At 48.0% G+C, this 13,892-nt stretch carries 12 protein-coding genes; all 12 read right to left on the bottom strand.

Annotation, left to right across the window (positions count from 1 at the left end; genetic code table 11):
- Positions 1-4: 4 nt before the first annotated feature.
- The 12 genes from PJK54_RS10795 to cysN all read right to left on the bottom strand — a co-directional run bounded on the left by PJK54_RS10795 (position 5) and on the right by cysN (position 13,726).
- Entirely contained in the window at positions 5-1,126 is a 1,122-nt protein-coding gene (locus tag PJK54_RS10795; RefSeq protein ID WP_271302796.1) for a polysaccharide pyruvyl transferase family protein, read from the bottom strand.
- 8 nt (positions 1,127-1,134) lie between these two features.
- Complete coding sequence (locus PJK54_RS10790) at positions 1,135-1,983, bottom strand: sulfotransferase (RefSeq protein WP_271302795.1); 849 nt, start codon at positions 1,981-1,983, stop codon at positions 1,135-1,137.
- Positions 1,980-2,729, bottom strand: a complete 750-nt coding sequence (locus PJK54_RS10785) for a sulfotransferase domain-containing protein (RefSeq protein ID WP_271302794.1) — start codon at positions 2,727-2,729, stop codon at positions 1,980-1,982. Before PJK54_RS10785 ends, PJK54_RS10790 begins: the two co-directional genes overlap by 4 nt.
- Positions 2,726-3,823: a hypothetical protein gene (locus PJK54_RS10780; protein WP_271302793.1), complete on the bottom strand. Its 1,098-nt coding sequence runs from the start codon at positions 3,821-3,823 to the stop codon at positions 2,726-2,728. Before PJK54_RS10780 ends, PJK54_RS10785 begins: the two co-directional genes overlap by 4 nt.
- 615 nt (positions 3,824-4,438) lie before the next feature.
- Positions 4,439-5,275 carry a beta-1,6-N-acetylglucosaminyltransferase gene (locus PJK54_RS10775; RefSeq protein WP_271302792.1) on the bottom strand — a complete coding sequence of 279 codons (837 nt, stop codon included), beginning with the start codon at positions 5,273-5,275 and terminating at the stop codon, positions 4,439-4,441.
- Between the two features lie 102 nt (positions 5,276-5,377).
- Positions 5,378-6,259, bottom strand: a complete 882-nt coding sequence (locus PJK54_RS10770; protein WP_271302791.1) for a glycosyltransferase — start codon at positions 6,257-6,259, stop codon at positions 5,378-5,380.
- A gap of 138 nt (positions 6,260-6,397) precedes the next feature.
- Positions 6,398-7,519 carry an ABC transporter ATP-binding protein gene (locus tag PJK54_RS10765; protein WP_271302790.1) on the bottom strand — a complete coding sequence of 374 codons (1,122 nt, stop codon included), beginning with the start codon at positions 7,517-7,519 and terminating at the stop codon, positions 6,398-6,400.
- A 3-nt stretch (positions 7,520-7,522) separates the two neighbouring features.
- Entirely contained in the window at positions 7,523-8,605 is a 1,083-nt protein-coding gene (locus PJK54_RS10760; protein ID WP_271302789.1) for a chain-length determining protein, read from the bottom strand.
- Positions 8,606-8,608: 3 nt separating this feature from the next.
- Complete coding sequence (locus PJK54_RS10755) at positions 8,609-9,463, bottom strand: ABC transporter permease (RefSeq protein WP_442870677.1); 855 nt, start codon at positions 9,461-9,463, stop codon at positions 8,609-8,611.
- Positions 9,464-9,465: 2 nt separating this feature from the next.
- Positions 9,466-11,181, bottom strand: coding sequence for a polysaccharide biosynthesis/export family protein (locus tag PJK54_RS10750; protein WP_271302788.1), 1,716 nt, complete (start codon positions 11,179-11,181; stop codon positions 9,466-9,468).
- A gap of 143 nt (positions 11,182-11,324) precedes the next feature.
- The gene (locus PJK54_RS10745) at positions 11,325-11,753 is read right to left on the bottom strand and encodes a DVU3141 family protein (protein ID WP_271302787.1); all 429 of its coding nucleotides are present in this window, start codon (positions 11,751-11,753) and stop codon (positions 11,325-11,327) included.
- 62 nt (positions 11,754-11,815) lie between these two features.
- A complete protein-coding gene (gene cysN / locus PJK54_RS10740; RefSeq protein ID WP_271302786.1) occupies positions 11,816-13,726 on the bottom strand; it encodes a sulfate adenylyltransferase subunit CysN in 1,911 nt (636 codons plus the stop codon).
- Between the last annotated feature and the right edge of the window lie 166 nt (positions 13,727-13,892).

Genomic DNA, 13,892 nt, shown 5'->3' with positions numbered 1-13,892 from the left:
TCCTCTATAAATAAATACGATTACATAGATTTAGTTTAAACTGGTGATACACGCTATCCAAATCACGTAGCATAGAATTGGAACCTAGCTTTGATGCATCAGCCAAATCAGTAAAATCTGTAAAAGACAACTCAGATCCCCTGTCTAGAATCGACTGGTGCTTTACATTATAATATTTACTATCTTTAGAATAATAACCTTTTACGCCGGCGCGGGATAAGATGTAGTGCACATGGAAGCGAGAACAGATCACAAAGTCGTCAAAACTAATAGGGATTTTCTTATGCAGGCTATCTGCTATTTTTAGCTTAGAAATAGTTGGCAATCTTTCCTTAAGGAATATAAAAACTTCATCGTCTTGCCAAGGATAGCTTTCTATAAATACTACTTTATCAAACTTCTTGGAAAACTTAGATAGAGAATGCCAGTAATGAGAATCGATTTTTTTTATATTATAGGACAAGAAGGATAGATACAGAGTTTTAGAACGACTGGTCGAATCAACTAAATCATTAATTTTGAAGAGATAACAATCATCTATACCATTAATAAAGCTACCACTTGGAGCTATCTTTTTCAAAGCTCTGAAATTATCAACATCTCTTAGCTCAAAGAAATTAAAAAGAGAAAATATCTTATCAACAAGTTCCAACTTATCATCAGAAGGAGGGCTTACAGGCCCAAAACCTATACCGGTAGCATAGATTTTCGCATCATATTTCTCTTTAATCGATGCAAGCAAGCCTATGAAAAAACCTTTTTCGGGGTCATAATTATTTAAGTATCCACCTCCATGCAGCTGGATAATATCAGCTTCCAGCATAGGAGATAGATCATACTGTGAGTATTTTTCCAACCCTCCATTATCTATAAATCTATAACCACGAATTACTTGCTCCCAAAAGCCGATATTCGTAAAACTTTTTGCAACTTTGACTAAATCGTCTTTAAAACTATATTCATTATCATTCTTATGGAGCTTTACTTCATTGTTAGCAATATTTTCATAAAAAGTGATATTAGCATCGATTTTAATATTATCAAAGTAATCGATCCATCCCTTAACTATTAACTCATCACCATAGTTAGGAGCACCAGCACCACCGATAAGGACGACATTCTTCATGATTAACCCTATATTTTAGAATAAAAATTTTTACCAAATCTTTCAGTTATAAAAGTCGTCTGCTCTGCAAGCATTTCGCTTAGCATGTCATGAACCGACTGAGGGATCTTCATACCTGACCCTTTATGTACCTGAGTAGAAGCAGAAGAAAAGTCTACCTCTGTAGATACATCAATGAAATCACATACTTCTTTTAAAAGGTCTTTGGGGCGCTCTTTAATATCACCAAAGGGAATATATTTCACCCTACCGGAAAATTGATCCCAATTTGGTACATATTTAGAGTAATTGCCTCTATCTAGTATAGATTCATGTCGGACATTGTTATAGAAAAGATCAAGATCAACTACTTTGTTATTTTTGACTGCTTTAGAATAATCACCATTCCGAACCATATTCATTTTTAACTGAGACCATGTTCTTTTGACAGGATCACGTATGATATATATATATTTAGGTTCTTGACAAAGCTTTTCAATATGTCTAATTGCGCTTTTATTCAATGTACTATATTCTGGAGTAATCTCTCCAGTGACTTTACCTGATTCAGCCTCACTAAAGATGTATTCATACCACGAGTCTGTAAATTTTTCTCTTGTCATTATATTGGATAAATAATTTACGCCTTTCCAATTTAATTTACCTGGCTTTTCGATAAGCTTGTTCAGTTCACGTCTTGTTGTTGCGCGAAGGTGCCAACTAATCCATTTACGAAATTCAGGTCTGTGGACATAATCAAAATAATGTACTTCCTTCATAGGAGGAAGCCAAACCTCAGGATGCATACGTAATTGCTTATCAAGCCAAGTAGTACCAGCTTTTTGAGCACCTATACAAAAAAAATTAGGCAAACTCATTTAACCACCGCTTTATTAAAATTTGAATAAAATTCATAAAAACTCATATCCTCATCAACATTGTATTTATTCATAAATATTTTAACTTCATCCCAATTGCTTACTATCTCACTATAATTACTACCTAGTATTTTTTTATGTGTTGATTTCTCCTCTTTCCAATTTTCTAGACCTAGAAATTTACCCAGTTCCTCCAATTTTTTACCATCAAGCGTATCATTGTAATCAATGAAGAAGTAGTTACTAGGGTATTTACTAGCCTCAATACAAACACGCAAATAAGTTGTTGCTCTTACAGAGAAATGTTTAGCAAATCCACTAATATTAAAATCTAAATTTTTGGTATTTTTACGTTTAGACTCATCTTTTAAAACCCACTGCTTACTTTGTAAAGCAGATAACTGAGATATATACGACTGTACGGGGTTTCTACATAAAAATATTTTGTTAATATTAGAATCTTTCAAAACATAATCATATACCCTACTATTGTGATTGGGAAATATTTTAAAGCCGGCATAGCTTTTACCTTCTAGCCTATACATATCCTTTAAAAAATTTATAGGCTGCTCATCTCTAAAAGACAATGAATGTTTTTTATTATATAACCCTGAATTTATTCTAGCCTCAATAGCATTTTTCTTAAATATTTCACCATGACATACCAAGTTATCCTGAAAATCAAGCAGCTCAGCTAAGCGATATGAGCCAGTGCGTGCAAAACCTAGAATTACAAAGTTTTTCATATTGTACCCTCATTTTCTTTTTGCTTAAAATTAGAAATCTTTACATTAATTAATTGACGATATACTTGTTTTAAAGATGGGCTAACTGCTAACGACTTATAAAATATGTATTGAGTATTTTTTACTATTTTAATATCTTTAACCTTTTCTACATTTAACTCTTCTTTAAATATAGATTCATGAGATAAATTATTCGCTTCGAACATTAACATTGTTCTAATGCATTTTTCGCAATTACCACAATTGCTACCTGTCTCCTCGATAAAGTTACAAACCGTAATATTATTCAAAAGATTCATATCCGCTAGATAGCCTATCTTTTCAATTCTGTTTCTATCACTACCTACAGGTTCGATAATTAATTCTTTTGACGAGTATAGCAAGTTTAGAATCGTAAGATTACCCCATGCTCCCAATACTTTCTCTTCTTTAATAGTATAGTCTAAGCCAATAACACCGACTTTGTACTCTTCACTATATAAATTCATTATTGCTGCAATACCCATAGCATGAAAGAATGGGTACCAAGCTACAACCTTTTTATAGTTTGTAGAAACTTGCTTTAATCCCACGCTGAAGCTATCTAACAATATTTTATTCTTTTCAAACTGCTCATCATAAAAAGAATTATCTTCTAAATTGTAACCAAAGCCATTGATCATAATACAGGATTTCACACTTGGAAAATTACCATTATTTATCCTGCTAGCAAGAGCATATGTAGAATCAATCCCTCCACTGAAAGCCATAATAGCTTTACTACAACCTGCCGGTTGAGTCGGATATGAGGGTATATTATTAGGCTTACATATCACTTTGCTTTTTTTTACGAACTTATCAGGTCTCCATTGATGCCAAAGACTACCTACCAGGTTTAAATTATTAACTAATACTGGACAGCATTTCTCTTCAATTTCTAAATCTAGTCCTTTTTTCATAGCTATAGGAAACGCTGTCAACAATAGCAAGTTACCTAAGCTTGTACTACTTAATTTAAACTTATTATCGATTGCTTTAAACCAAATAGACTTAGGCACACCTTGGACCTTAACTTCTATATGAGAATCGTTTATGTACCGTGAGTAAGCCTTCATTATTGACCTCGTTTAACGTGTGACTGCACACTTAAGTGAGTTATTGCAGATGGACTTTAATACAGATTAGTACATCAGTATATTATCTATTCAATAAATAATACTTATAGGGTTTATAATACATACTGCAGCAGCGCTTACTACCTTGACAAACAATATATAATAAACCTTTAATTTACATTTACATAGTTTTTGGTTATTATGATATTATTTATGCCTATTGAAAAGGCTTTAATTGTAAACCTTTCCTATACCTCGAGAAAATAGCAATGATTTTTTTGATGCTGTAGGCAAAGCTTCTAAATTTAAAAAATAATCTATATTTAAAACCCAATCATATTGCTTAAACCAAGAATATTAACAATTTACTATTACTTAATACCATAAAATAATAGCATTGACAATATGTTTTATATTTATACGCGTTAAGATAGCGGATACATTAGTAATGATAATCCAATGTTATATAGCATTTACTTATAGGAACTATATGTCGATAAATATTTTAACGCTTAAATTACTTGATTACTTGAGGAGAAATGGAAAACATATTTGCATCATTTTACAAATACATAGAAACCTGTAAAATACTTTATAATACTATGCAAATACATCTCAATCTTTATAATAATCATTACTATATTTTCTACAGAAGAAATAATCGGAAACGTAAATATGTGGGAAATGAATATTTACTGGCTTGCCATTTACATCAAACTCATACTTAGTAAGAGTACGATTAACCACATTCCTATTTGTGTTTTGCAGATCACATATTAATGTCTGAAAAAAACTCTCATCTGGTATCCAAGAATATTTAAATATGTGCTTATACTTAGTATAATTAGACAATATATATTTTGTTGTTTGTCTGGTAATACACCACCACTGGCTTCCAAACTTCACCTCAACATCACTAGGTATATGCTTTTTTAAACCTAAGTTTTTTTGAATAAGATACGACCAACGATGCAATTTGGGGAATTCTTTTTTATTTAAAAAGTGTCTATAAATTATTCTATCCTCGCGAATACCATTTTTTATCCAGCTACTATCTTGGCACTCAATATAGTCAATGCTGGGATCAATGCTTAAAAATTCTTTTAAGAAATTTAAATTTTGAGTAGGGAAACAGAATTCACTTAGCAAGTAACAATGAGTAAATGCGCCTAGAAAATCAGAAAATTTAAGCAATCGCATTGAGGCATCAATCAAACTCCACTGTCCCCAACCACATCTGACTCGATTCTCTAATATATGGACTCTCGAGTTACTATGAAGCCTTGCCTTCAATTCATTGAATTTGGCACATGACGAATTTTTATCAAAATGAATGATAACCTGTCCAGTCTCATCATCCGATAATATCCTGGTGACCAGCCGAACAATTCGATCTGGACTGTCATGACAAAGAATCAGATAACTGATCGTCACTTCTGCATCTTCACTCATCATTCTCCTCCTGAGTGGCGACAAGCGTCTGAGTATTGCCACGGTGCTGAGGGTGGCTCTTCCTCGATAACATGGCTTCCCTAATATTGCATGAGCTATCAGTCATTGGTTCTTCTGCATGATTTTCTGCAATCGCGCAAAATTCTCTTTATGCCGGTAGTAGCCCTTGGATTCACGTTTGGGGTGCCAGAGGTGTACCAGGGTGGTACCTGCCAAACGGCTTTGCTCGCCATACAGGGAAAAATACGCACGAAAACCCCGATACTCAGTAATATCTCCGCTCCCCATATTTCGCAGATATTCCGGCGGCAAGGGCGCTATCGGATAACGCTGCCCCAACCGATGCAGCAGTTCGAAGTCCTCTGCTCCATGTCCCTTGAAGGATTCATCATGTCCTCCGATGGCAAGCAGGTCCTCGCGCTGCGAGACGATGGCGGAACTTCCTTGCACCAGAAATTGCAGTTTCCCCGACAGACGCTTATGACACTCCTTGAAGCACCATGCTTCTTGCCCTCTTTCGAAGGCCTGCATGAATTCATCGCTGCCCTCTTCTGTCAGAAAGGCAACCGGAATGCAAAAAAAGTTCTGCGGCTTTTCAGCCAACCGTGTCTGAAGGATATGCTGTTGGATACGCTCATACACTGAAGGGCAGCCGATGAAATCCACATCATGAAAGATGACAACGGGAGCCTTGGCCGCTTTGACACCCCGGTTTCGGGCCCGCGCCAGAGAAAAACGTCGCCATTGCGTCTGCAGCGATACCAACGTAATCTTCGCCGAAAAATGCGAACCGCTAGACACCAGCTGCTTGAGGTAGCGCTTGACGGAAAACGGACTTCCATCATCCACCACCACGACTTCAAAACCACTGGGTATAGTAATCAGCAGTCTTTTCAGTCTATGTATCTCGCGCTGCTCTACTTCCAGGGCGCGAATGGGGATGATGATAGTAGCACTGACGTTATTGAGACTTGCTGAACACATAGTGAGACTCGCAGAACAGATAGGACAGATAGAACAGAAGATTCACGTTGTAAGGTGATACACAGCGCAAGATACTCTCAGGATATTGTCATCTAATCAATATAATCAGCAGCGAAATACTCCACTTTCAAATAGATATCAGTCCAGTCCATCCAAAGTATTCAATCTAGCTTCAAGTTGCGCCTTCTGCTCACGCATCATCCGCAATGCCTTGTCGAAAACTTCTGAATCTTCTCTCGCCAATGGCACCCTGCCAGACTCAACTTGCTGCTTGCCTAACTGAATCGCTTCTAGCTGTTTAGTTATCTGGGTAACCTGCTGCTTTACCTGTTTTCTCTGTACTTGTGGGCTAGCATCCACGACTGTTTTCAGTACCTCCAATTCCCCTTTCCAGTGTCGGTGAAGTTGATTAAGAACCTTGATTTCGTATTGTGACCAACCTGCGTCCTTGGCTTGGCGAATCACCTGCCATAATCCTCCCAATTTAGGCTGCTTCTGTTGAACAGCATTTTGCAAGCTAGCCAGTTTCTCTGCCGTCAATGTGGCAGGGTCCACCCCATCCAGCGAAATATCCACGCTTGAGTCTGGAACCAAGCTATGCTTGTCTGAGTCAAGATGGTAGGCAAGGATGGCGTCGTTGATGTCGTCATACCAGATGGCCTCACCTTGGTGGATATAGATTCCCGCTTGACAGAGTTCACGCAGCATCCCCTCACCATGAGAGACCATGATCAACGAGGCCTGACCGACCCGACGCTGAAACAACTCCTGTGCCTTGGCCTTGAAGGCCCTGTCCCCTACGGCGGTAGCCTCATCCGAGATGTAGACATCAAAGTCGAACGCGAAGGACAGCCCGAAGGAGAGACGGGAGCGCATCCCGGAGGAGTATGTCTTGACGGGCTCATCGAATGCCTTGCCGATTTCCGCGAAGTCTTCCACGAAATCGACGATTTTAGCCACATCCGTGCCACGCCCCTGGGCGCGCGCCACGAATTTGACATTCTGCCGACCGGTCATGCTGCCTTGCATCCCACCGGACAGGCCGATGGGCCAGGAGACTCGACTATGGCGAATGACTTCGCCACGTTCCGGAGTGTCCATTCCGGCAATCAGTCTTAGCAAGGTTGATTTGCCAGCCCCATTGGCACCGATGAGGCCAACGCTCACACCGGACGGAATCGTGAGATTGATATCTCGCAGCACCCAATCGCTACCATGATGGTTGTGATAGCGCTTGTAGAGATTTTTGATCTCTATCATGACTCAATCCCGATGTTCTTTGATGATCAACATCAACATGCTGGCGATGAAAGCCAGGAAGATGGTAATCAGTGCAAAGACCGTGATGTTGTAAAGGCGTTCAGGCTGTGTCGAATATTCTGGCATCAGAGGGCTTTGCAGCACACTGACCTGCTTCAACTTGCGAGCCGCTTCGAGACGTGTGTTCTCGAGCGCTGCAAGCGCACTGGAATATGTCTCCTGAGCGAACTTGGCCTTGAGTTCCAGCGTTTCATACTGAGACGAAATGCTGTTGAGTGAGCCACCCGTTGCCTGTGCCAGGCGATCGCGCTGCTTGGTGATCTGCTCTCGCATCGCTTCTATTTCCGCCTGAACGCGGCGCATGTCGGAGGCGCGATTGCTCTGATAGCTTCCCAACGCCTTGCGCTGGGCCTGCAACGTTGCCAACTGCCCCTCCAATGTCGCCACTACCTGGTTGATGCTTTCCACTGTGCTTGTCGGCGAGACCAGGCCTTCCTTGTTCTGGAATGTCAGCAGGGCTTCTCTAGCGTCATCCAGGCGACCTTCCAGTCGTCCCAACTGTTTTTCTAGGAACGTGACCTGCTCTTCTGCCAGTCGACGCCCCATCTCGTTCATGTGAGCTTCGCCAGCCGAGAGCAGCAACTCCGTCATCTTGTGAGCAAATTCGGGGGTATACGCCTGCACTTCGATATCCAATACGCCCGCGTATTCATCCATTTCAATGTTGACGCGACGAAGATAATAATCATGCAGTTCTTCGATCGGAGCATCCTGATCCATCAGTGACGAGAACAGGTCACCATGCTGGCTGTAGTGCTCCCTGAAGCCCAGCTTTTCATCAGCCAGCTTCAGCATGTCCGTGGATAGCAGGTATTCACGCAGCAGCAGCAGGTCCTTGTCAGTACTCCCCCCAGTCAGCAGAGATGAGACACTGAAGTCCGTCGTGGCGATCTGTGGGCTTTCCAGCACTACCGTCGCAGTGGACACATAACGGTCCGATGCCCATAGGCTCCAGTACAAGGTCACCAACACGATGGCGATCAGTGCCAAGGCCCAATGGGGCTGACGAGTCATAAAGGCTTTCATGGATTACTTCGCCTTGAGTTTATGAGAAAAACGGATATGTAACATCAGACCCAGCGCATTCAAGCACAAGATGAAGAACCATAGGTAGAGAAGACTCGTTCCCTTTACCACGTGATATCCCTCGAAGAATCCAAGGCGAAGCAACTCCAAGCCATGAGGGATCGGGTTCCACATCAAGTATTCCAGCAGCCAATGCGGCAGATGATTGATGGGGAAAATGACACCCGAAATGATCAACAATGGCAGGCTGATGATCTTGACGACCCTCTCCACTTCCTCCACCAGTGTGGCGAGTACTGAAAGTGTCAGCCCCAACCCCAAGCCCAGGCCCCACAGTGAGAACCAGCTGAATAGCGCGAACAGCGCATCATCTGGGGCAAGCGGTATTCCCAGTAGCAAGCCCCCGGCGATGAAGAGCAGGAAGACGAAGGTCCTGAGCATGCCTTCCAGAAAATTGCGCACGATGACCGGGTCTGATGTCTGTACCTGCCGATAGGTAAACAGCGCCTGGTTGGCATTCACGGCCCCCATCCCTCGCATCATCCCTTCCCTGACGAGGTGGAAGCCCATCAATCCCGCGATAAGCCACGGAATGAATTCTGCATTGGTAATTAACATGTCGCCCCGAGCGAATGAGCGAATGAACACCATGATGCCGATCAGTGCGATCGGCTCCGCGATCATCCAGAACCAGCCCATGCGATCTGCCATGGTGCGCCCGATAGCTTCACGGATGAACATGGCGAACCAGACACTGCGCGTCACGGCCCAGGCGGAGCGGGCCTTGGGCCCGCTCTTGTTGTCACCTGTCGAGTGATTCGATGGTGGGGTCATGTCACCGTTCATGTCACTGGCCATGATCAGAGGTCTATCGCGACTTTGGTGGCGACGGCGACCTGATAGAGAATCTGCGTGATGCTGGTGGCCAGCTGCAGATTCTTGGTCGGCGGTTCCGGTAGTACCAGAATCTGGTCACCCGAGCGCAGCTCGACTTCCTCGGCACGGCGTACGGCGCCGTTCTGACGCACCACCAGGATCTGGTCTTCATCCGCGTGCTGGGTGAAGCCACCAGCACTGTTGATGTAGTCCATCACCGTCATGCCCTGGGTGTAGACCACGGCCTGAGGCACCACGACTTCGCCGCTGATCAGCAGGGAATCGCTGACTTCCGGAATGGTGATGACATCGCCGTCCTGCAGACGCACGTCGGCGATGTTGCCATCGTCACGTGCGACGACCAGACGCCCGGTCGGCTCTTCCTTCTTGGCCTGCTCGACGAATTTCTCGATCATCGCGGCTTCCTGGACACGAAGCTCGGATTCTTCGGTGGTCGAGGAAGACGCGCCAAGATAGGTGGCCTGAAGACGCTTGAGGCTATCCTGCAGTGCCTGCGCCTGCTGTTCCTTGACGCTTTCACGGCGGATGGAAACGCTCTGGTAGTCGGTCAGTCCTTTCGGCACCCCGACGGCATTGAGCAGTTCGCCCAAGTGGGCATCGCGCGGCAGTGCATAGCGTGACGGGCCATAGAAGCTGCCTTCCAGCTGCACGACGATGGTCTCGTCCCGCTGGTCGGCACTGAACAGCACTTCATCCCCGGCACGCACGTCAGCGCCACGGAATTCCGCCACCGGCAGATAGCGGGAGATGGGGCCATCGGAGCGCGAGCCGCGCAGCAGCACGTGCGAGACACCGGACTTGAGGCGCGCCAGGTTCAGCACGTCTTCCCCGCTCAGGCGCGAGTCGGTGAGTTCATAGCGATAGTCACGCTCGACATCTCCCACCACGCTGATGGCCGGGCCACGCTCCTCGACGACGACGGTATCGCCATCGCGGAACTGCGGGCGGGCGATCTCGCCTTTGATCAGGAAGTCGTAGAGATCGACCGTGTTGATGACGCGGCCGTTGCGCTTGATCTTGATCTTGCGATAGCTACCCAGTGCCTGGTCGATACCGCCGGCCTGATCCAGGAAATACAGCATGGAGTCATTCGGGGTACCGGCATAACGGCCCGGATTCTTGACGTAACCGGTGACGAAGACCCCCACCGGCTGTACGCCCTGCAGGTTGGTATAGACGCTGACATTCTCCGGATACACCTCCTGGATGGCAGCACGCACCTTGCCGTCCAGCTGGGCATTGGTGGTGCCCTGCACTCTCACCGGGCCGATACCCGGCAGGAAGATGTTGCCCTGCGCATCCACCGGCAGAACAGACTCCATCTCCACGCCACCCCACACGCGCAGGGTAATCTGGTCACCTGGCTTGATGGTGTAGCTGCTGTTGAGGCCATCGGCCATCATGCCGCGGAAACCACCGGTAAAGAGGTTTTCGCCGAACGGCGGCAGAGAGTCGGGGTCGGTCTGCTCACGTGAGGTCAGCGGGCCGTAGGTGCCACTGCGCCAGTCGGCGCGCGCCTTGTCTTCCACACTGTCCGTCTTCTGCGGAATGCTGGAGGCCTGGTCGTCGCTGGACAGGATGGAACCACCGCCCAGGCCGGCTGCCATGGCAGGGCTGGCGTTCAGGCACGCTACCGCCACCAGGCACCCGGCCCGGAGCAAGAATCTGGAAATTGTCATCGGGCTAGGCCCCTCGTAGTGCAAGAAATGGTGCAGTGTTGATCAGGAATGTCAGTGCCGGTCACGCCAGCCTGTTCCCTGTTGTCGTCGGTTCATGCCGTGTCGCGGTGCGGGCCTGTCAGCGAGAAGTTGCCGCAAGCGCGTCAGCGCGCCTCTTCCAGCAGGCCGGTCACCAGCCGCTGGGTCACCCAGGTGCCCTCGCCGGCCTTGCCCTCGTTGCTGGTACGACAGGCCAGCTCCTTGCTCGGCAGGTCACGCGCATTGGAGACCGTCAGCTCACGACAGATACGCCCACTGGCGGCGAAGTAGCGCTCATGGGCGACCACTTCGACATCGCTGCCCCAGGGGCTGGTGGGCACGGCGATCACGCTGCCGGGGGCAGAGCTGTCGAGAAATGACGAGACATCCGCCGGCAGTGATGCAGCGCCGGTGAGATTGGCCAAGTTGGTGCTGCCAGCGCCGGTGGAGGCGGGATAGGACGTCGCGCAACCGGCGATGGTCAGTGCGAGACCTGTGACCGCCACGAGTCGCATGGCGCTCGGCAGACGGGGTGTAAATCGGGATTGAATCATGAGGAAGTCCTGAAACGGCAGACGCCCCCGCCTTGCGGCGAGGGCTGATCGGCGTGAATGCATCAGCCGATGACGTTGTAGTGCTTGAGCTGACTGACCAGCGTGAGAGCGGTCTGCTCCAGCGTCAGCTCACCGGTGTTGATCTCGATTTCCGGCTTCTCCGGGGCTTCGTACGGGGAGCTGATACCGGTGAAGTCACTGATCTCGCCGGCGCGCGCCTTGCGGTACAGACCCTTGGGATCCCGCTCTTCACAGACGCTGATCGGCGTGTTGACGAAGACTTCGATGAACTCGTCAGTGCCGACCATGTCGCGCACGGTCTGGCGATCCGCCTGGAACGGCGAGATGAAGCTGACCAGAGTGATCATGCCGGCATCGACCATCAGCTTGGCGACTTCGCCGACACGACGGATGTTCTCGGCGCGATCGTCCTCGCTGAAGCCGAGATCCCCACACAGGCCGTGACGCACGTTGTCGCCATCCAGCAGGTAGGTGTTGTAGCCCATGGCGAACAGCTGACGCTCCAGCGCGTTGGCGGCAGTGGACTTGCCGGCGCCGGACAGGCCGGTGAACCAGATGATGCAGGGCTTCTGCTTGTTGCGTTCGGCGCGGCGCTGCTTGGTGACCGCCATGTCGTGCCACACGATGTTGCTGGCACTCAGGGTCTCCTTGACCATGCCCGCACCGATGGTGATGTTGGACAGGCGATCAATGAACACGAAGCTGCCGGTATGTGGCGAACGCTGGTAGCTGTCCATGGCCAGCGGCTGGGTCAGCTCGACCTGCACGCGGGCGATGCCATTGAGCGGGATGTTCTCCGCTTCATTGCGCGCCATGGTGTTGACGTCGGTCTGGTGAATGATGCGCCCGACGCGGCCGATGACGCTGGAGGTACCGAGCTTGAGCTCGTATTCCTTGCCGACCACCAGCGGGTTCTCGTGCATCCACACCACGTCCGCGGTGAAGGCGGTGCAGGGCTCCATGTCGGAATCCACCGCCACGATCATGTCGCCGCGCGAGATGTCGATCTCATCGGTCAGTGTCAGCGTGACAGCCTGGCCCGGCCAGGCGATGTCGAGATCGCCGTCGAAGGTGACGATACGCTCGACCGTGGAGGTCTTGCCGGACGGCAGTACCTTGATCTGCTGACCCGGTGAGACAGTGCCGGCGGCCAGGGTGCCGCAGTAACCACGGAAGTTGAGGTTCGGACGATTGACGTACTGCACCGGGAAGCGCAGGTCGGTCAGGTTGCTGTCCTCGGTGACATCGACGGTCTCGAGGATGTCCATCAGCGGACGCGCTTCGTAGGCAGCATCGTCATACCACGGGGTATTGGCGCTGAGAGAGACGACGTTATCGCCTTCCAGTGCGGACAGCGGCACGAAGCGGATATCCGGCACCTCGAGGTCCTTGGCGAACTCCTGGTAGTCCGCGACGATCTCGTCGAAGCGTTCCTGGGAATAGTCGACGATATCCATCTTGTTGACCGCGACCACCAGATGCTGGATGCCCAGCAGCGAGCAGATGTAGCTGTGACGACGGGTCTGGGTCTGCACGCCGTAGCGCGCATCGATCAGGATGATCGCCAGGCTCGCGGTGGAGGCACCGGTGGCCATGTTGCGGGTGTACTGCTCGTGCCCCGGCGTATCAGCGATAATGAACTTGCGCTTGTCGGTGGAGAAGTAGCGGTAGGCGACATCGATGGTGATGCCCTGCTCACGCTCTGACTGCAGACCATCGACCAGCAGCGCCAGATCCACCTTGCCGGTGGTGCCGCTCTTCTTGGAATCACGGGTGATGGCGGCCAGCTGATCTTCGTAGATCATCTTGGAGTCATGAAGCAGACGACCGATCAGGGTCGACTTGCCGTCATCCACGCTGCCGCAGGTGATGAAACGCAGCAGATCTTTCTGCTCGTGTTCCTTGAGATAGGCTTCGATGTTTTCCGCGATCATCGTTGACTGGTGTGACACTGTCATTCTCCCTGAACCCGGTCTGTCCAGCGCGAGCCTCCCTTGAGGCTTCCAGCGCTGCGAACATCCCGTGTCCTGTCAATTTCGTTGAGTCTTGCTTGCCTGACATCGTGCAGTAGCCGTTGCGGGCTAACGCAATACTGATGCGCCCGCCGCCTAGAAGTAG

The organism is Cobetia sp. MMG027 (genome assembly GCF_027947415.1).
GTDB lineage: Bacteria > Pseudomonadota > Gammaproteobacteria > Pseudomonadales > Halomonadaceae > Cobetia > Cobetia marina.
Note: the sequence above shows the minus strand (reverse complement) of the source record. Positions and strands in the feature narration are given on the sequence as shown.